18 protein-coding genes and 1 tRNA gene are annotated in these 19,554 nt (G+C 36.6%); 16 read left to right on the forward strand and 3 right to left on the reverse strand.

Translation table 11 applies throughout. The features are described 5' to 3' along the window. Positions 1-30: 30 nt before the first annotated feature. Positions 31-615, reverse strand: a complete 585-nt coding sequence (locus tag JET18_RS04265; protein WP_202089371.1) for a Crp/Fnr family transcriptional regulator — start codon at positions 613-615, stop codon at positions 31-33. 352 nt (positions 616-967) lie between these two features. Between JET18_RS04265 and JET18_RS04270 the strand changes: the two genes are divergently transcribed. The 14 genes from JET18_RS04270 (at position 968) to JET18_RS04335 (ending at position 15,767) form a co-directional block, all read left to right on the forward strand. Continuing rightward, positions 968-2,035, forward strand: coding sequence for a helix-turn-helix domain-containing protein (locus tag JET18_RS04270; protein WP_202089372.1), 1,068 nt, complete (start codon positions 968-970; stop codon positions 2,033-2,035). Positions 2,036-2,308: 273 nt separating this feature from the next. After that, positions 2,309-3,211, forward strand: coding sequence for an alpha/beta hydrolase (locus tag JET18_RS04275; protein WP_202089373.1), 903 nt, complete (start codon positions 2,309-2,311; stop codon positions 3,209-3,211). Positions 3,212-3,221: 10 nt separating this feature from the next. Beyond that, the gene (locus tag JET18_RS04280; RefSeq protein ID WP_202089374.1) at positions 3,222-3,890 is read left to right on the forward strand and encodes a hypothetical protein; all 669 of its coding nucleotides are present in this window, start codon (positions 3,222-3,224) and stop codon (positions 3,888-3,890) included. A 205-nt stretch (positions 3,891-4,095) separates the two neighbouring features. Next, on the forward strand, positions 4,096-5,979 hold the full coding sequence (locus JET18_RS04285; RefSeq protein ID WP_202089375.1) for a type VI secretion system Vgr family protein: 1,884 nt from the start codon (positions 4,096-4,098) through the stop codon (positions 5,977-5,979). Between the two features lie 90 nt (positions 5,980-6,069). After that, on the forward strand, positions 6,070-7,698 hold the full coding sequence (locus JET18_RS04290; protein WP_202089376.1) for a DUF6402 family protein: 1,629 nt from the start codon (positions 6,070-6,072) through the stop codon (positions 7,696-7,698). Next, on the forward strand, positions 7,664-8,173 hold the full coding sequence (locus tag JET18_RS04295; RefSeq protein WP_202089377.1) for a hypothetical protein: 510 nt from the start codon (positions 7,664-7,666) through the stop codon (positions 8,171-8,173). The genes JET18_RS04290 and JET18_RS04295 overlap by 35 nt, the downstream gene beginning before the upstream one ends. Before the next feature lie 69 nt (positions 8,174-8,242). Continuing rightward, positions 8,243-8,818, forward strand: coding sequence for a hypothetical protein (locus JET18_RS04300; protein ID WP_202089378.1), 576 nt, complete (start codon positions 8,243-8,245; stop codon positions 8,816-8,818). A gap of 20 nt (positions 8,819-8,838) precedes the next feature. Then, positions 8,839-10,503, forward strand: coding sequence for a hypothetical protein (locus JET18_RS04305; RefSeq protein ID WP_202089379.1), 1,665 nt, complete (start codon positions 8,839-8,841; stop codon positions 10,501-10,503). 23 nt (positions 10,504-10,526) lie between these two features. After that, positions 10,527-10,988, forward strand: a complete 462-nt coding sequence (locus JET18_RS04310) for a hypothetical protein (RefSeq protein ID WP_202089380.1) — start codon at positions 10,527-10,529, stop codon at positions 10,986-10,988. Positions 10,989-11,036: 48 nt separating this feature from the next. After that, positions 11,037-11,906, forward strand: coding sequence for a hypothetical protein (locus JET18_RS04315; protein WP_202089381.1), 870 nt, complete (start codon positions 11,037-11,039; stop codon positions 11,904-11,906). After that, complete coding sequence (locus JET18_RS04320; RefSeq protein WP_202089382.1) at positions 11,893-12,045, forward strand: hypothetical protein; 153 nt, start codon at positions 11,893-11,895, stop codon at positions 12,043-12,045. The genes JET18_RS04315 and JET18_RS04320 overlap by 14 nt, the downstream gene beginning before the upstream one ends. A gap of 10 nt (positions 12,046-12,055) precedes the next feature. Next, positions 12,056-13,648: a hypothetical protein gene (locus JET18_RS04325; protein ID WP_202089383.1), complete on the forward strand. Its 1,593-nt coding sequence runs from the start codon at positions 12,056-12,058 to the stop codon at positions 13,646-13,648. After that, positions 13,641-14,627, forward strand: coding sequence for a hypothetical protein (locus JET18_RS04330; RefSeq protein WP_202089384.1), 987 nt, complete (start codon positions 13,641-13,643; stop codon positions 14,625-14,627). Before JET18_RS04325 ends, JET18_RS04330 begins: the two co-directional genes overlap by 8 nt. Positions 14,628-14,804: 177 nt before the next feature. After that, a complete protein-coding gene (locus JET18_RS04335) occupies positions 14,805-15,767 on the forward strand; it encodes a beta-1,6-N-acetylglucosaminyltransferase (protein WP_202089385.1) in 963 nt (320 codons plus the stop codon). Between the two features lie 191 nt (positions 15,768-15,958). On the opposite strand, the gene JET18_RS04340 is transcribed toward JET18_RS04335, so the two are convergent. Continuing rightward, positions 15,959-16,031 (reverse strand) — tRNA-Phe (locus JET18_RS04340). 278 nt (positions 16,032-16,309) lie between these two features. Here JET18_RS04340 and JET18_RS04345 point away from each other — a divergent pair. After that, a complete protein-coding gene (locus JET18_RS04345) occupies positions 16,310-18,049 on the forward strand; it encodes a S41 family peptidase (RefSeq protein ID WP_202089386.1) in 1,740 nt (579 codons plus the stop codon). 46 nt (positions 18,050-18,095) lie between these two features. On the opposite strand, the gene JET18_RS04350 is transcribed toward JET18_RS04345, so the two are convergent. Continuing rightward, positions 18,096-18,458: a winged helix-turn-helix transcriptional regulator gene (locus JET18_RS04350; protein WP_202089387.1), complete on the reverse strand. Its 363-nt coding sequence runs from the start codon at positions 18,456-18,458 to the stop codon at positions 18,096-18,098. Between the two features lie 118 nt (positions 18,459-18,576). On the opposite strand from JET18_RS04350, the gene JET18_RS04355 reads away from it, so the two are divergent. Next, entirely contained in the window at positions 18,577-19,548 is a 972-nt protein-coding gene (locus tag JET18_RS04355) for an alpha/beta hydrolase (protein ID WP_228728483.1), read from the forward strand. Positions 19,549-19,554: the final 6 nt, after the last annotated feature.

Here is a 19,554-nt window from a genome sequence, read left to right on the forward strand (position 1 = left end):
TCTATACTTTCTAAAAAATGTTCACTTTAGTTAACGTTTTAAAGTTCTGTTCCGGATTCTGCTTAATGATTGTGGTTTTACGCCGAGATAGCTAGCAATGTGCTTCTGGGCAACCAGTTGAAAAATTTTCGGATTTTCGGTCAGCAGTTTATGGTAGCGCTTTTCGGGAGAATAGTATAAGAGTTCTTCAATCCTTTTTTTGGCGCCCAGGTAGATTACTTCCGTCATTTTTCTCCCGAATTCCTGCCAGTAAGCATCTTTCTTGTAAAGCTTCTGGAGGTCGTCCTTATGGAGCAGCAGCACTTCGGAATCTTTTACGGCTTTAATATTCATTTTGGACTTGGTGTGGCAGAGAATGCTTTCATAATCGGTGAAAAAATAATTATCAAAATGAAAATTGAAATTCACATCCTCACCGCCTTCATTGATGTAGAATGTTCTCATAAAACCGGTTTTCAGAAACCCTAAGTATTGACATTCTTCCCCTTCTTTCAGGAAAAAATCAGATTTCCTGTAGGTGGTTTCGTGGAGATAGCTGCAAAATTCCTCATAATGTTCTTCATCTACCAGAAACAGCGGTCCGTATTTGGAATATTCGTCAAGAATGTTTTTCATAATTATAAATTACAAGTTCTTAAGCCGGATTTAAACGTTTTTCATTTAAAAGGCATATCCAGAGACTAATTTATTAAAAACATCCGAAAATGTGGACAGAATAAACCGGGAAGAGCATAATGAAAAAAATAATTATTTGTATTAGAAATAGTTAGAATTCTATTTCCAGTCTTTCAATGTCAATAATTTGAAAATTTTGAGGAATAGAAGAAATCAAAATCCTTTTGAATTTGCTTTAAAATTATCTCTATTTTTGCCGTGACACCACTAATCGGATTACACTTAATAAATACCGAAGCTTCTTATGCTCTACCTGTCCGGAGTTTTTTTAGCCTTCTTCTTGGCCTTTCTTTTGATCACAAAAAGAAATAAAAGTACTGCTGATTTTATTCTTGCAGGCTGGCTGGTGTCGATTGCACTCAATCTGGCAGGACATTATATGCTTCTTACGGATCAGTACACGCTGTATCCATCATTTATATTTTTTGGATTTTCGCTTCCTCTGGTGTATGGACCGTTTTTATACCTTTATATCAAAAGACAGACTTCTCCGGAATCTTTTTCATGGAAATATCTTCTGCATTTTATTCCGCTTGTTGCATGTAATCTTCTGTTTCTGTCATTTTATCTGGCGCCATTTGAACAGAGGGTGGAAATTTTCAGACATCAGGGTAAAGAATATGAAACGGAAATGCTAGTGAAGCTTTACTCCATCTACATTTCAGGGATTGTGTATGTGATTCTTTCATTCTGGACTTTATACAGGTTCAGGAAAAATATGGTTCAGCAGTTTTCCAATACCGAGAAAATCAATTTTGACTGGCTGCTGTATCTGATCATCTGGATTACGGTCATCTGGGGGCTTGTTCTTTTTACTGAGCAAGTGAATATTATTTATGGTGCCGTTACGGTATTTATTGTATGGCTTGGATATTTTGGAATTAAACAGGTTCAGGTTTTTAATCAGCCTATGTCGGTTTTTGGAAGCAGTCCTGAAAAAATGGATTTTGTCTTTGAAAGTGAGGTGGAACCGATTGCTTTTGTTGAAAAAAAATATCAGAAGTCTACTTTAACTGAGGAAAGTATTGATGATATTCATACAAGACTGATGCTTCTTCTGAATGAAGAAAAGCCATTTGTAAATCCCAATATTACCTTGAATGAACTTGCAGCAATGCTTGACGTTCATCCGAATTACCTGTCACAGGTTATCAATTCCAAAGAAGGAAAAAACTTCTACGAACTCATCAACGAAAAAAGGATTGAAGAATTTCTGAACAGAATTTCATTACCGGAGAGCAGACAATTTACCCTTCTTTCCATCGCCTTTGAATGTGGATTCAATTCCAAAACTTCTTTCAACAGAAATTTTAAAAAATACACAGGAATTACTCCAAGTGAGTATCAGAAACAGCCATAATCTGAAGTTTCAACTTCCAGGGAATAGGTTTCAACTTTCATAATGTATTTTAAATCAGTATTTTATGTTTTCGTTTTTCCATGTCTCAACTTTCCTGATGGAGCGCATCGCTTTTGGGAATGATGAATCTTTGCATCATAATTTTTAAACTCAAATTATGACAGCTTTAAAAAAATAAACGCAGCCTTTACTGCTTTCACCATTCTTTCCTTATTATTTTCATGCACCGACGGGCGGACTATTGATGAGCCCGGAAATCTTGTTCCTAAAACTGTGGATCAGGATTCTTCCCTGCCTTCCCTATTTGCTAATGGTGCGAAGCTTCATGCCGAGGCTTTCGGTCCTGAAAACGGAACTCTGATTATTGCACTCCACGGCGGCCCGGGAGGGGATTACCGCTATCTTCTCAAAGCGAAAGATCTTACGGAAAAAGGATACCGGGTTGTTTTTTATGATCAGAGAGGTTCCGGACTTTCACAGCGTTTTGCTAAAAAATCTTATACCTCACTTGGAGCCGGAGCTGTAGATCTGATGTATGATGAGCTGCATGCGGTTATTGCTCATTACCGAAAGACTCCTGCCCAGAAAGTGGTTCTATTAGGACATTCCTGGGGAGCCATGCTGGCGTCAGGATATGCCGGGAAATATCCTGATGATATACAGGGATTGATTTTGTGTGAGCCGGGCGGTTTGAAATGGCACGATGTAAAGGATTATGTGAAAGAATCCAGATCCTTTAAGCTGTGGAGTGAGACGCTTAACGATGCCACTTATATGGATCAGTTTATTTCAGGAAAAGAAGATCAGCATGAAATTTTAGATTACAAAATGTCCATGATGGTGTCTAAGAATGAAATTACAGGTGAGGGTGATTTTGATCCCAGTATGAACTGGAGAAGCGGTGCTGTGATTATGGATGCACTTTTCGATATTGGGGATGATTATCATGTAGATTTCTCCAGGGGAATAGAAAATTACAACGGGCCAGTTCTGTTTTTTTACAGTGAAAGAAATAAAGCCTACCCGGATTCCTGGGCTCAGAAGATCACATCAAGCTATCACAATCCTTCCATTGTAAAGGTTTCCGGAGTAGGGCATGACGGGATTGTTACCAATTCCGATGCCTGGAATAATCAGACCAAACCAAAAATCATCACCCTAATAGATGGCCTTTAATACAATACAAATGAAGAATACGATATATAAAACAGCGTTGTTGCTATTGCTGGCAATGAGCACAATGAATGCCCAAACGATAAACTGGAGTGCGCCCGGCAAAGAAAGGCATATCCTTAATGCGAATATCGGAGCTGAATATGGAATAGTTTTCGGCCTTGGGTATCATTATAAACTGAATAGTAAACTGTTTCCAATGACTGTTGGTATTGAGTTTTCAGTTCCCTCCGGAAATACGCTGCTGGATGATTTCAAAACAAAAGCCGGAGCGAATGTAAGATGGATTAAAGTGCGGGATTTCCAGTTTTCTACCAGAGTACAGGGCGTTTTCAGAAGGTTTGAGAATGACAATGTGGCTATAGCCAATTTCGGGTTGGATATGGCCGGAGTAGTGGGATATTACAGACCTAAATGGTTTGGTGGAGTGGAAGTAGGCTTTGATAAAGCTATTGTGAGCCATTTTAAACACAGCGAATATTATAAGGAAACATACCCTGATGTCAAAAACGGTTGGTATGAGCCTTCTACCGGAGGAAATTTTTATTATGGAGTACAGGGCGGTTATACGTTCAGGAACCACGAAATTTATCTGAAAGGAGGAAGTATGGTATCTCAGGATTTTAAAACGAAACCTATGCTGCCTTTTTATGTACAGATCGGATATAATTTAAAGCTCTAGAAATTTTAATCATACAGCAAAAAGGGGGCTGTCTCACGTTGAGATAGCCTCCGTTTCTATATTGTTGATATATAATTACTTGGATTGAACTTTTTTAGGGCATCGTAGTTTTACTACAATTTTTAAGATTTAATGAAATTTTATATTTAGCCGGGTATTTTTATCTAACTTAGGTGACATAATATCAAAAAACACACAAAATACTATGAAAAATACCTCAAATTCTGATAAAGTTTCAGAAAACCATATTTCGGGGATCAACCGTGTGGTAAAACTGGAAATTGTGGTTGAGGGCAAAGCTGTCAATCACTTTAAACACTTTCGTTTACAGCAGAGTGCAAGAAAGCACCATGATTTTGAACTGGTATTGGCTCATGATTCTTTAGGTGAAGTACAAAATCACAACCTGGAACAGGCCCAAAAGTTTTTAGGAAAAAGAATCACCGTTGTTTTTAAATATAAAGATGCTGAACGTGAAAGCCCCGAAAGAACATTTGTGGGCCTCATTACCAAAGTAGCATTCAGTCAGGAAAAAATGAGTCTGGGAAATATTATCTTAAAAGGAAAAAGTCCCACTATTCTGATGGATTCTGCTCCACATACCCAAAGTTTCGGAGGCGGCCAGGAGGTGAATACGAATATTATTGCCAACCGGATTATCAATGAGACCTTAGGCTCAAACAAATTTGATTTCAGGATAGATACGCAGAACAAAAGTTATATCGGTTACAGTTCACAATACAACGAAACGCATTACAATTACCTTACAAGGATTGCAGAAGCCTACGGAGAACAGTTTTATTATGATGGTGAAATCCTTCATTTCGGGAAACTTCCGTCTTCTGAAAAGCCTATTCTATTGGTGTATGGAAGCAATGTCACGGATGTGAATGTTGAGCTGAAGGCCGTTCACACGAAACCGGAATATTTTGGTTATAACAGCAGCAGCCATACTAAAATGGTTGGTGTTGATGACAGGATAGAACATGTGGGAGAACTATCTTCCAAAGCTTATGAACTGAATGACACTATTTTTACAACCCGGTCACTGACGCCTACACCCATCAATGCCAATATGTTCCGTGATGTGGATGATTCCCAAAAGAGTGCAAGAGGAAGTAAAGCCGTAGAGGTTTTTACCGTTTCAGGACATACAACGGTTCCGTTCCTGTATATTGGCTGTGTGGCAGATTTAGCGATGAGAAAGACGGACAGCAATGATACCTCGCATTTCACAACGCTTATGATTACAGAGGTGAGCCACGAAGTGGATGCAAGAGGATATTATTCCGGAAGCTTTGAAGCTATTGCTGAAGGAACCGGTTTTATGCCCAAACCTGATTTTGAAATGCCTAAAGCAGAACCGCAGGTGGCCACGGTGATATCCAATGTAGATCCGCTGAATCAGGGAAGAATACAGGTCCGGTTTGACTGGCAGTTAAATGATACGACCCATTTTATCAGAATGATGAGCCCTGATGCAGGCGGAACAGATGCTATAACCCAAAACAGAGGTTTTGTAGCAGTTCCTGAAATTGGAGATCAGGTGATGGTAGGATTTGAATACCACAATCCCGATTTTCCATTTGCCATGGGGGGAATGTTCCATGGGCAGGTAGGTCTGGGTGGAGGTGTGGACAATCATTTGAAATCCATACAGACGAGAAGCGGGATTAAGGTTTTAATGAATGATGCGGACAAAAGTGTAACCATTAAAGATCCGAGCGGAAATACCTATTTTATGGATGGTCAGGGCAATATTCATGTTACTGCGCCAAAAAATATGACTTTTACAGCAGGGGAAGATATGCAGATTTCAGTAGGAAGGAATATGACTACAAAAATTGGACAGGACAGCACCATTAATGTTGGAAATGACCATACTGAATCTATTACAAAGAGATATGCTCAAACCTCTGAAAACAAAAGTGTTACCGTTATAAAGGATCAAACAGAAAGCACTGGCAATACCTTTAAAAGTACTTCCGGAGAAGCCGATATACAGACCTCTAAAGGTGATTTAAAGCTGAGAGGATCGTCATTGGCTGTGTTCCAGGGAGGAAAAGACGTGAAAGTAAGTAAGGGCTAAATATATGACGCGTGATGAGATAAATTTCATTTGTTCCCAACGAATGTGATTCCGGTCTCAACAATTGAATCCAATCCAAAATATTTACACATGGAAGATCAGAATACTTCAGCGCATGATCGTAAGCTTTCTGAAAAACGGACAGAAAAGCAAAAAAAATCCAACGAAGATTCTCCTTTAGAAAAAAGAGAAGTGGTCATGCATGGAGCAAAGTTGAAATGTCCCTTTGCTCAGTCACCCGGAGATCTGAAAGTTACTTCTAACGAAATAAATCTTCAGGACCAGTTATGGGCCACAGAAGGTGATGGAAACAATATGGTAAACCTTCAGTTTAAAGGAACCTGCGGCCACCCCAAATGGCCTGCCAAAAACATGTCTCCTCCTCCTTGCATGAGTGTTATAAAACTAAGTCCATGGGAAAATCTGGGAACTTCTACGGTACAGACACAAACTGTTTTGGTAAAAGAATCTTTTATCACTTGTGATCCTGATTTTAATGCTGCTGTTGCGAAACCTATTCCAAAGGTTGCGAGTATAAAATCCAGTATTGGAAATGATAAACCAGCCATAATTGCAGGGCATTGGGTTGATAAAAATAATCAAAAAATAAAGCTGCATCCTTACGGAGATGAAAAATTACACTTTTTCTTCGAAGCGAATAAAGCGGCAATAGGGAAAAAAATCACATTTATAGTCTATGAATCAGATTCAGGTCCCATTAATGATGATAATTTATATGAAAAAGATTATATCATTTCCTCTGAAAGAAATAATATTCATTTCCTCCTAACGGCAGATCTATTTACAAAAGGAGAAGAAAGCATATTACAATTATATGCGAAAATTGAACTTGAAGGTACAACCTATGAACTGCCACAAGAAACTGATTATCTCAAAATTCATGTAGTTGAATTTGTTCCCAAGATAGAAGGAGCATTAAAATGGACCAATGCTAAAATGTTACAGGATATTTGGTTTAATGGTAATGAAAATGATAAACCTTGGTTAATTAATCCTAAAGTTGACTTATTATCCATGGATTGGGTGTTGTCATATCCTAGAATGAAAACTGAATATGATGCAATTATTACACAAAAATGGAAATCGGAAAATGCTATAAAGCTGCTGAAAAAAAGGATTAAAGAGATGACGAAAAATCCTAGTGTAAATTTAAAACTTCCTAAAAAAGATAATGAAACTATAAGTTTCGGAGTATCTGGAAATGTAATACAAACATTTAATAATATAGAACAGCCTAAATTAGGAGGACAAAAAGCACAGGAAATGATGCCACTATTTGAGAGATTTTATTATCAAAGTGTTTCCTATAATATCAGCAAAAATATTTTTTCAATGGAGCCATTAGATGATTTATTTGGAGCCTTGGCAAGTTGCCAATTTAGAGTCATTGCATTTGGGACAATTACACGAAAAAATAAGAATTATCTGGTTAAAATCACAAAAATTGGAGTTTATATAAAGGATAGTTTTGATTTTATAACCTCAGATGAATATTTGGGCGATTGGTCACCTAAAAAAAATGGAGTATCCGTAAATCCATACGGGGCTACAGCTGATACTTATTATACAATAGAAAATAAATCATATAGAGATTGGAGAAAAGATTATAAGAAAGGAATGGATTTTAACTTATATACTGATGTAAAATATTTAAATGTATATCATGAATTTTATGCTACCCCTCAAGAAATTGAATAGATTATCATATGCTGTTTTATGTAGTGTTATTTTTTATGTCGCTGTAGCAGTACTGTATTTTATTTTGAATAAACTGGTTGATAAAGTTGTTGGCTCTCCTTTGGGATCGGCCTATCACTGGACTTATCCTTATGCATTTCTAATGGTATTTGCTGTTTTTTTTATGATAACGATGGTATGGTTAGCAAGAAACAAGAAGATTATTCATAGCAGCATCTTCTATTACACTTTTTATGTACTCTGGATTGTGCCTTCTTTAGTTTTTTCGGGTCTTTTATGGTCCTTTTTTGATATGAATGCGGGTTACTTTCCACAAGGATATGATTTTTTTGTGAAAATATTCTCAGATATGTTTTATGGCTTAACTTGGGGTGGTTTGGCTATTTTAAGCGCGATACCTTTTAACTTTTTAGTTTTTGCAGTGTCATTTTTTATAGTTAAAAATTACAAAGCTTTTATTAACAATAATTTTTAAACCCGTATTCAGGAAAAAATAGAAAGCAGCAATTACAAAGATGGTGAATCACCAATTTATTACACAAAAATGAAAATCTTAGTTACCATTTTTATATTATTTTTCTTCATTCCTGCTTGCGGGCAGAAGGCTGTTCATGACAGTTTGAAAAGGTATTATCAGGATTCATTGATTGTACAGAAAAATTTTAAAGACGGAAACGTACCCAGTAAGCTTACCGTAAAAGTAATCAATCCCTGTAATGCTGAAAAAGAGAGATTTGACGGAGCTGTAACCATAATCAGTGCAGTTGTTGAAAGTAAAAATTACAGTGATAGTATAGTTTATAATTATCCCGATGCACAATCCGGTTTAATCAATTTAAAAATAAATACTATATCTGACTATACCATCAATAAGCATCAGGCGGTCTTAATCCCCTTTACGTATTGCGGAAACTGGGATAATGATACAAAAGTCTCCTGCATTATATTTTACAACCATAAAAAGTATCTGTATCATATAAAATATCGTTGTGGAGAAGATAACAAATGCAAAATCAATGATAATCTGAATATTACATTAAAAGATTTACCCACGGAATTAAAATCAAAAGTTATTAAAGACCTGGAAACAAAATATAATAACTCGAATGATTTCCAATAATCAGCTCAAAATAAAAAGGTATGAGTGAAGAACAAGAAAAAGATAATTACACCGCAAACCCCAATCAAAAGGTTTATGATATGCCGCATCAGGTAGATCATGAAGTAAATGTGGTGAAAATATATTTTGCGAAACAGGTTCCTAAAATGACCTGGGAAGCAAAGGAAGAAACATATACGGTGAAAAGTGGAGGTCTGGTATCTGATGTAAAAAAGAAGTACGAAAAAAAAGGAAGAAGGAATATCCAGGCCGATAAAGAGGACTCCGTAAGGTTAAGCGCAAAAGAATCAGTGAAAATTACCTGGGAAGAAGAAGTACAGGCTAAAAAAGCGGATGGCAGTCCGGATTTTGATTTTGAGAGAATAAACAGCACTACTATTAAAAAGAAAGTATGGGTTGTTGCCAACTGTGAGGGAGCCAGCGGAAAACTCTCTGTGGAGATCCATGAAAATAAATTAACAAATGCGGAAAACGTCTATGAAAATCCTGTCAAATTTTTAGATGGAGAAGAGGAGAAAAGTAAGATTGAATTCACGATCAACGGAACATTGGTGTATGCTAAAGAAATCACAATGCGTCCTAAAAGTGATGAAGATTTAAAGAAACTGATCGATAAATTGAATAAAAGAGACGATTTAAATGCCTTTTTATATTTCAAAGCCGAAGTAACCGGAACAGAAGATGAAGTGAAGTTTCCGGATGAGACGCATGAGTTTTTAAATAAAGACAATGAAAGGTTTGAGATCAGATATTGTAATTGTGGAAGCAACTATGACATTACCTGTACCCGGTACAGTGGAAAATATGGACCTGCTTACTGGGGATCGAAAAAACTTGAAAATTATTCCGATTGGGATACATTGATTGCGGACAATAAAATTACGGCTGAAGAAAAAGCTATTTTGGTGGGAATGTCTGAAAATGAAGGTAAATTAGATTCCGTTCAATCCTATGACTGGGACCTTTCGGGTGAACAGATGATCTTAACGGCTGGAGCCATGCAGAAAACCGTGGATCATACCGGAAAAGGAGAGTTTACTACACAGGTTGAAGAGTTTAAAGCTCAGTACCCTGAAAAATATGAGGAGTTATTTGTATCATGCGGCTGGACAGTAGATTCCGGGATTCTGTATTATAAAGATCCGGCAAATCCTGCTGCGGAGAAAATTACGGGAAATACATTGTCCAATAAAATCAGGGAAAACTGTAAAGAATCTTTATTCGGAAAAACAGTAGAATGTAAGCCTCTGCAGCCGATTGTAAATGCCGTGATTGATAAATCATTTCAGGAAAAACAAGTGGTGGATTTTATTAAAAGGTTAAAAGAAGTAGTGCTTCCTTTAGTTCCCACAGGATATTCATACAAACTGTCTGATTATTTAAAGTCAAAATTAGGGAAAGCAACGGCATTGGATCATCACATTAACAGGCCGGGATATGTAAAAGACGATTTCGGGGCTGCATTAGGCCGGTTTTTCGCTAAAAAAGATGCTGCTACAGCTAAAGAAAATAAAACAAAAAAAGAAGGTGAGAAATTAGAAAATATATCAAGAAACCCTGGCGAATGGGGAGAGAGGCACGGGACCTATGAGAAGGAAATTCTTGATGATTACGGGAATAAAAGAAGAGGTACCGATATGGATAAACGCTATGAAAAAATGGAAAAAAACTCAAACTTATCATGATGAAAAAAATAACCTCCATCCTAATGATTTTAATCATTTTTATTACTTGTGGAAACACGGTTTCCCATCGAAATCATGATGTACAACAAAATAAAAAGGTAAAGAAAGACACGATTATTAAGCTGAATGATACTTTATCACTGTATTATGCTTCCTATAACAGCTCTGTGAAGTTATGGTACAATCTTCATATCATTCATAAAAAGAAGAAGATAAAAGTAGGTAAAGGAAGCGAGTTTAAAGGGACCGGAAGCGAGCTCTTTTCCTCACTGTCGCCTAATGCAAAATATGTAGTAGTGGACGGCATCATCAAAGAATATGTGCATGAAAGTGCTAAAGACAGTACCCTGCATGAAAACTACACATGTGCCATTCTCGACATAAAAAAAGCAAAAATAATCAAGCAGATGCAGCAGGGCTGTGACGGATCATGGAACAAAAAAAGCCAATGGGTTTCCTCTGATGGGAAAGTAATTTTTAAGTAAAACAATGGTTTAATTGGCAGGTACAAATCATAAAATGAGTGAAAAATTATGGAACCGGTATTTCCTATAAATATTAAATTAAACCTTGTAGAAGGAAAGAAATTTTATCGTTATACCTATAATGAATATACCACCATCAACGGGAAAACTCACAGAAGCGAACTCAATAAAAATTTTCATGTCACGCTGAAGCTTTTAGAAAAAGAAAGGTTTGAATACCATATTGAAGTTTTTGACCGGGTTCACAGAGATAAAGAGCTCTCTCTGTCCGAAAAAGATTTTTTAGCCAGAATTGCAGATATCAATGATGATGTAGTGCTTATAACGGATGAATATGGGCGTTTAAAAAACGTACAGGAATTGTCCGTTCTTCAGGATAAAGTAAAAAAAACGGTAGAAAAGCTCTCCAGATCCTATGTTGGTAAATCTGCAGAAGATTCTTATCGGTTTTTAAAAGAATTTTACCAAAAGGAGCATTTAGTGGGTAAAGATTTTTTTAAAAATATTCATTTTGGAATGATCCTCCATCGGTTTTATGGAAGATATGAAAAGGAAAATCAGGTCAGTCATAGCGTGCGCTACCGTAATTTTATGGCCAATACCGTAATAGATATAGAAGAGCGTGTACAAACGGAGGCCATGCGGTGTGATGATGAATTATTGCTGCTACAGTATATAGGGAACATTCCTTCAGATAGAAATTGGGAAATGTTTTATGGGGAAATGAAAAGAAAGGAAATCGCTTATCATAGTGAAACCGATTGTCCAAAACTGGATAAATATAAAGGGCAGATTTTATTAGACTTTACAACCAAAGAAGTTTTGGAGCATAAACTGACCATAGAATTTTCCCTGGGAGAAAACTATCAGAAGAAAATCATCTATCATATAAAAGAAATAAGTCATGAAGAATTATAAAAACATAGGATGGATTGAAGCGCTGCCGGACCAGCTGGATGAAAAATTGAACGTCTTGAACCTTACCTCGTTTAAGGAAAATAAAATCGTGGTTAATCCTCGTCAGGAAATATCAAAATCTTCCCTGTCAAAAAAATAAAAATCTTAAAATGGCGACACGTATTACAATAACAGATTCCGGGCAGACCCAAACCTTAAATGGTCCATTGGCTCCGGATACTCCCGATGATTCATTACAGCGCGTTACTGATGTTTATTTTGCGAAAAAAGTGACAACAGATAACGGAACAAGAGTCAGTTTTACAAAAATTGATTCCGCCCACGTGCAGCAGGATCATCAAAATCAAAATATTCCATACGATTCCATATTAGGGAAAACGGTGTATCTGATCATAGAGACCAGCAATATGCAGACCTTGAGCATAGATGCGGTAATAAGACCTTCAGCCAATACCATGACAGAAAATACGGATACATTACAGCTCATGCGTTTCGTATCTCCTGACCGATATGAAGTACAGAGAATGTTTACCGTACAGGTAGGAAACTTCGACGCTCTTAACAACAGCGCCGGCAGACACGATCATTATGGTAATTTAGATGCTGACCATATCAACAAAGCCATTATTAAGCTGCAACTCAGACCTGATTCAAGAGCTACCTTTGATGAGTGGAGCAGAAGACTGGCGGATGGCAGTATCAATCTGGAAGTGGCGGTAGAAAGATCAGATAATAGCCCTTGTGCCTATAAAGACGGACAGGAAGAAGTAAATGGAGCCGGTGTTTTCTTAGATGATGATACAGGCAGATTCAGGGTGGTTAATAAAAATATCTACAACATTCACCACGGCAGCAATACGTACAATACGTTACAGGAGATCAGTACAAATCCATCGAGAAGAAGAAGGATTCAAAAAGTCCTGAATACCCATTCTACGGAAGCGGTCTTTTTTTATTACGATCAAAACGATAATGAACACAGGATCTGTGCCAGAACTAAAGAAACGCTGACAAGAAAAAGAAGGGTTAATGCCATTCCACCGCTGGCCCAAAGAGGGGATCTGCTGGAAACAATAGACTTTACCGCAAACAGAGCTGCCGGAGAACAGATAGATGCACATCAGTTATTGGTGTATTCTAACGGAACCCTCGGTGATGGAGCAACGGATAAATGGTACGCCAATCAACAGGGAAATGTCGAATTGGTCAATATGGATATTTTAGCGAATGCAGGGGTAGGACCACAGATATTTGAAGCATTTAATTATAATCAGAACGGAGTCATCATCCGCTATGGATTTCAGCATACCAGAAGAAGAAGTATTCAGCCGGATTTATTTGCCGGTTTCTTGGGGTCATTGGCACAATTCAGACAGGAGGGACACAGTCATTATATCGTATCTCAGGGTTTTTCTTATTCCGATGCATCGTGCTATCCCAGCGCAGAACACGTGAATGGAGAGGCCGGAGATTTGAATTTATTAACCACTCAGGAGGATGGAGTCAATACGATCCTTACCGCTGCGAATTTTGATTATGATAATGCTGTAATTCTCCGGAATATTCTCTTTGATTTTGGATTTCTGTTAGGGAGGTCAGAAAATTTTTCCAACGCCTCAAATGCCAGTGCGGCAGACAATGCTAATACCCGGTTGCCAAACACGATCCATACAGCCACTCCGAGACATAATAATCATTTGCATATCCATGGTTTCGCTCAAATATCAGATATATATGTTTAAAATAAATATAGTTTTTTTCACCAGTCTGTTTTTTCTTTTTTCCTGCTACAGTAAGGCTCAGACAGAAAATAAGGCGGTAAAAACAGAAGTGCATTCCACAGATAAAGGATCGTTTTCTTTTAACACCAACAAAGCGGATTGTATTACGCTGCCTTTTGGGTATTCAGATATTTCAAAAAGAATAACCGTGGACTCGGCTCTTTCCGCCATACAGGATGAAAATAAACTGAAAGAACTCAATGCATTGCAATTTGAGAAATCAATTAAAAAAGATCTTGTATCACTTCCTGAAGAATACGATGTCTTTCTGCCATTCAGCAATTCTGTGAATGAAAAATATGACCGCATTAAAATAGCCTCTGATTTTCTGTGTTACGGAGATTATTCACTGTACTTTATGGCGGTCTATAATACCGTGCGTTATGCCCAGCCCTTTATTGAAAAAATGTATTTAGTTTCAACGAAGGAGGGTAAACTTATCGATATGAAGAGAATTTATCTTAATCATCAGGGAGAAATGGGATTTGCCAGCCACACATTATTTAACATAGATAAAAATTATATCATTTCTCTGCAGGATTATGAATTTACTGAAGATCCTTTTACATTAAACCCTTTACAACAGTACCAGATTCTGCCCTCCGGAAAATTTGCCGGATACTATGACCATGATGGTCCTTATAAAAATAATGAAGAACAGGGCCTGGTGAAAAATCACCATAAGGAAGGAAAATGGATAGAAACCAAACCCAATGGGTCTATGGATTGGCAAAAATATCCGGAATTTACAGATTCCTATACTTATCTGGAAGCAGAATATAAAAATGGTTTACCCGTTGGAAAATGGAAATTTTACAAATTACAGCAAAAATACAGTGAAGAAACTGGAGAACCTATATTGAACACAAGAAAAAAAGGAAAATTAATCTATACTGAAATTTATAGAGAAGGTGCATTGGAAAAACGTGAAATTCATTAACAACCTGACATCAAATAATGTTCGGAGATTTTTTATGGTTTACTGTTTCTATGAATTGTAGTAGTTGATTTTAATATTTTGCAAAAAAAGTGATTTAATTTTCGTATATTTATAAAAATGTCTATTAATACTTTATAAAATAAGTTGTAAACATTAAAAATTTTTAAATAAAATAAAATGAAAGATGTTTATGCAGGCGATAGCGGCAGACATAGCATTGGTGAAATTCCAATGAAATCAATGAGTGTAGCATATTTAATTTTAGTGCATCGTTTACCTAATCAATTCAAAAAGCTTTTCAAAGCTATCTATGAATCAACCAATTTTTATCTTATACATATTGACAAAAAAGCTAACCAGGAAATTGGCAAGGATATAAGAAGCTTTTTGGAGCAATATTCTAATGTGCATATCCTTAACAGTGAAAATGTTATCTGGGGAGGATATAGTATGGTTCAGGCCGAACTGGATGGCATCAAATACCTATTGAGTATGGATGCAAAATGGGATTATTTTATAAACTTAAGCGGACAGGATTATCCGTTAAAATCACAAAAAATTATCAAAGAGTTTTTATCGAAGAATAATGGTAAAAGCTTTATTAAAATTGACAATCAGGAGAAAAAAAGACCTGAGACGATGAATAGGATTGAGAATTATTTTGAAGAATTGGAAGACAGTATTTCTGATAAAACCCATAAAAGAGGTTTCATGAAAGATGTAATACCTTATATCGGCGGGCAATGGATGATTTTAACAAGAGATTGCTGTGAATTTATAAATAGCAGCGTTGAGGTTAAAAAATTCGAAGATTATTATTTAAATACACTAATTGCGGATGAATCTTTTTTTCAAACAGTTTTAATGAATACATCGTTTAATGGCACTTTAGTAAATGATGACAAGAGAGCCATTATCTGGATTCCTGACGGAGACATTAAATTACGCCCTAAAACATTCACTAAATATGATTTGCCCTTTCTTCAGAGAGGTAATCATTTGTTTGCCAGGAAGTTTGATGATAATATCGATAACAAAATAATTGATGATATTAAAATTCAATACAACGAACCTTTTAAGACATCAGTGAAACTGACTAGTATGAATCATGCTGGCGCAAATTTTAATCATCTGAACTAAAAGACTGTTAACATTATAATATTAACCTTTATCAAACCTGATAGAGGTTTTTTGCTGTCAAAAATAAATTTGATTTTTAAATTTCTAAAGAAAGAACACTATTATTAAATAGTACTAAAACAAAAATCCCTTCCAAACATTGTTTAAAAGGGATTTTTTGATTGACTAAGTTAAATTGCGTTTAACTTCTGTGGTTTCTCCAGGAATCGAACCAGGGACACATGGATTTTCAATCCATTGCTCTACCAACTGAGCTAAGAAACCATTTGTTTCGTTGTTTAACGTGGGTGCAAAAGTAGAACTTTTTCCTATACTGCGCAACTTTTTTTATGTTTTATTTTTAAAAACTTTCATGGTGAAAGGTTTTTTCTTGTCAATTGTTTGTTTATCAGAAGGTATTCGGTTTTTGATGAAGACGTTTTAAAATATCCTGAAAATGGAGATTTTCCTGGATGGTTTACAATTTTACAATTTTTACAGTTAGGGAATAGATAATTTTGGATAACAACAGTATATAACTGTTTATCTAAAAAAATGATGATATGAAAAAATTATTTCTTGCCACCGTATTATTCTGCAGCGTTTTAAACCTTGCCCAGAACCATAATAAAATTAGTCCTCCCGAAGATCATACCTTTGATAAAGGCTCTTCTGTTTCTGTTCAGAAACTTTCCGGGATGCAGATTAAAAATCTTGCAGTGCTTGGAAAAGTGTGGGGCTTTTTAAAGTATTATCATCCCAAAGCTTCCTCTGGTACACTGAATTGGGATTATGAGCTTTTTAAGGTGATGCCTGGAATTCTTTCTGTTAAAAATGATTCAGAACGAAATGCCGCATTGCTTACCTGGGCAAATTCTCTTGGAAAGACTACCAAAAAAGCAGATACACCAGATTCTCTGGAAGTAAGATACAGACCGGATTTCAAATGGATCAGTAAGAAATCCCTGGACAAAGATCTTAGTAAACTATTGATCAATATTTCCCAGGCAGAAAGAAGCCGCGAAAATTATTATGTGAAAATATATTCAGAAGATATGCCTATTCCGTACTTTCAGAATGAAGCCGCCTATAAACAGCTCAAATATCCTGATGCCGGTTTCAGATTATTAAGCCTGTTCAGATATTGGAATATGGTAGAATATTTTTACCCCTATAAAAATACACTGGAACAGAGCTGGGATACCACTCTGGAAGAATTAATCCCGGAATTTGTGAACGCTGGAAATGAAGTGGAGTATAAACTGGCAGCAGCATTTATGGTTGCTAAAATAAAAGATTCACATGCCGAAACCTCTGTATGGTACGAGCCTGTACTGTATAAAAAGATGGGCACAATGAGGCCGGCAGCAGATCTGGTTTTTGTAGGAAATAAACCGGTAGTCACAAAAAGTCTTGAAGAGCAAAAAGGTAATAAAAATGAACTTTTACAGGGTGATGAAATTCTGTCTGTGAATAAAAAGCCTGCTGAAGCTATTTTGAAAGAACGTTTGCCTTATGCATCTGCTTCCAATTATCCTGCTCAGTTATTAAAAATAGCCGTTAGTTTTTTAAGAACGAACGATTCTCTGATGGATGTAAGCGTAAAAAGAATGGGAGTTATCAAAGATCTCAAAATAAAAGCACTTCCTTTTGAAAAATCATTGATTGAAGAAAATAAAGATGAGCCGGCGTTCAAAATGTTAAACAATAATATTGCTTATATCCATCCGGGAAGACTTGATGTAAAAAATCTGGATGAAATCATGAAGCAGGCTGTGAAAAGTAAGGCTATCATTATTGATATGAGAACTTATCCCAAAGAGACCATGTTTACCATGAAAATTGGAGAATACCTGTTTGAAAAGCCAAAAGACTTTTGCCGGATGACGAAAGGAAGTGTGTTGATGCCAGGGCAGTTCAGCTATTTAAGCAATCAGTATATGAATAATATTAAAATAGGAAAAGATAACATTGCATATTATAAAGGAAAACTCATTGTTCTCTGCAATGAAACTACCCAGAGTTTTGCGGAAATGACCCTTATGGCATTCAGAGCGGGTCCTGCGACCACGATAATTGGAAGTCAGACATCAGGAGCCGATGGTAATGTGACGGATACCATTGTTTTACCGGGGAATGTCAAAACTATTTTTACGGGAATAGGGATGTATAACCTTGACGGAACGGAAACACAGAGGATAGGAATTGTTCCTGATATAGAAGTAAAACCCACTGTAAAAGGAATTCTGGAAAAGAAAGATGAAGTACTTGAAAGAGCCATTCGTTTTGCTGACGGTGTCTGATCCTGAATCTTTCCGATTAGAATAAGAAAATAAAGAAAGCCTTTTGTTATAAGGCTTTCTTTATTCTTTTGTGATCTTCCCCCCAGATTTCCAACTGATCCAGAACAGGGATCAGATTTCTCCCGATTTCCGTTAATTCATATTCTACTCTTGGGGGAACTTCTGCGTACACCGTTTTTAGGATCAGTTTTTCTTCTTCCATTTTCTTGAGCTGCATCGTCAGCATTCTTTCACTGATGTTGGGGATTTTTTTTCTGAGCTCCGAAAATCTCATTTTTCCTGTTCTGAGGCAGTAGCAGATAGAAAGGATCCAGCGTCCGCTGATGAGGTTTACCGCATATATTTCTGAACAGCTCAGTTCCAGACCTTTTTTATTTTCATGATTCGTTGATGATTCTTTAATACTCATACTAACATTTTTGTTCGTTCCACACAATTTATTGAGAATTTGGGCGCGCGAAATTCATCAATTAAATTTACAAAATAAATCAGATTTCCTGTTTCTATCCGGGAAACTGATTAATGAAATGAGTAAAAACACATATTATACCAATACTGCAATGGATTTCAACAGAATTGACAAAGATCTGAGATTTAGCATTGAGAACTTTCCGTTTTCGTTAGATATTGATCAGGCCCTGTTTTTAAACAACCCGGAAATTGTTCAGAAAGAAAGAGAAGAATTCACAAAGAATAATCCTTTCAAAGGCCCGGATCACATCAAGGTAAAAGATATTTTTATAAGGAGTTCTGCTGATGATCACCAGATCAGGCTGCATATCTATCAGCCGGAAGAATTTGACTCTCATAAAACAGTGGTTTATTTTCATGGAGGAGGCTATGTGTTCGGTCTGCCGGAGCAGGTCGATTATCAGATGTTTGAAATGGCAGACCGTCTTAATGCTACTATTATTTCGGTTGATTACAGGCTTTCCCCGCAATATAAGTTTCCGGTTCCGGTTCTGGACGGATTTGATGCCTTACAATGGACCATTAAGCACGGAAAAGAACATCTGGGAATTGATCCGGACAATATTTCTGTATATGGAGCGAGTGCGGGCGGCCATCTGGCTGCCTCTGTTACCCAGATGGCCAATGATAACGGAATTAAAAACATAAAACATCAGTTCTTATTATACCCCGTGATTCACAACAAACTGAATACCCCTTCCATGAACGAATTTACAGATGCTCCACTCTGGAATAAAGAATATGCTGAAACAGCGTGGCTTCATTTTCTGGGTGATGATAAGGATAAAAGTTTAACCTATTCAGATCTTACGCATTATTCTGACTTTAAAGGCTTGCCCAGAACGACAATTGTGGCCTGTGAACTGGATCCTCTAAGGGATGAAGCTATAGAATTTGCCCAGCTTTTATATCAGGCAGGTGTTAAAACGGAACTTTGGGTAATACCCGGTGCCGTACATGTGTTCGATCTTTTTGAGTCATCCTTAACGGAGGAGTACAAACAGTTTCTATACAGCAGATTATTTTAATTGAAA

The organism is Chryseobacterium endalhagicum, assembly GCF_016745235.1.
Taxonomy (GTDB): Bacteria; Bacteroidota; Bacteroidia; order Flavobacteriales; family Weeksellaceae; genus Chryseobacterium; species Chryseobacterium endalhagicum.

What these genes read in the sequence shown, in the direction of transcription:
- JET18_RS04285 (WP_202089375.1), top strand. Translation starts at nt 4,096, where the DNA reads ATGAAAAATACCTCAAATTCTGATAAAGTTTCAGAAAACCATATTTCG.
- JET18_RS04335 (WP_202089385.1), top strand. Translation starts at nt 14,805, where the DNA reads ATGAAAGATGTTTATGCAGGCGATAGCGGCAGACATAGCATTGGTGAA.
- JET18_RS04295 (WP_202089377.1), top strand. Translation starts at nt 7,664, where the DNA reads ATGAATTTTATGCTACCCCTCAAGAAATTGAATAGATTATCATATGCT.
- JET18_RS04325 (WP_202089383.1), top strand. Translation starts at nt 12,056, where the DNA reads ATGGCGACACGTATTACAATAACAGATTCCGGGCAGACCCAAACCTTA.
- JET18_RS04265 (WP_202089371.1), bottom strand. Translation starts at nt 615, where the DNA reads ATGAAAAACATTCTTGACGAATATTCCAAATACGGACCGCTGTTTCTG.
- JET18_RS04345 (WP_202089386.1), top strand. Translation starts at nt 16,310, where the DNA reads ATGAAAAAATTATTTCTTGCCACCGTATTATTCTGCAGCGTTTTAAAC.
- JET18_RS04280 (WP_202089374.1), top strand. Translation starts at nt 3,222, where the DNA reads ATGAAGAATACGATATATAAAACAGCGTTGTTGCTATTGCTGGCAATG.
- JET18_RS04320 (WP_202089382.1), top strand. Translation starts at nt 11,893, where the DNA reads ATGAAGAATTATAAAAACATAGGATGGATTGAAGCGCTGCCGGACCAG.
- JET18_RS04330 (WP_202089384.1), top strand. Translation starts at nt 13,641, where the DNA reads ATGTTTAAAATAAATATAGTTTTTTTCACCAGTCTGTTTTTTCTTTTT.
- JET18_RS04315 (WP_202089381.1), top strand. Translation starts at nt 11,037, where the DNA reads ATGGAACCGGTATTTCCTATAAATATTAAATTAAACCTTGTAGAAGGA.
- JET18_RS04290 (WP_202089376.1), top strand. Translation starts at nt 6,070, where the DNA reads ATGGAAGATCAGAATACTTCAGCGCATGATCGTAAGCTTTCTGAAAAA.
- JET18_RS04305 (WP_202089379.1), top strand. Translation starts at nt 8,839, where the DNA reads ATGAGTGAAGAACAAGAAAAAGATAATTACACCGCAAACCCCAATCAA.
- JET18_RS04300 (WP_202089378.1), top strand. Translation starts at nt 8,243, where the DNA reads ATGAAAATCTTAGTTACCATTTTTATATTATTTTTCTTCATTCCTGCT.
- JET18_RS04350 (WP_202089387.1), bottom strand. Translation starts at nt 18,458, where the DNA reads ATGAGTATTAAAGAATCATCAACGAATCATGAAAATAAAAAAGGTCTG.
- JET18_RS04355 (WP_228728483.1), top strand. Translation starts at nt 18,577, where the DNA reads ATGAGTAAAAACACATATTATACCAATACTGCAATGGATTTCAACAGA.
- JET18_RS04310 (WP_202089380.1), top strand. Translation starts at nt 10,527, where the DNA reads ATGATTTTAATCATTTTTATTACTTGTGGAAACACGGTTTCCCATCGA.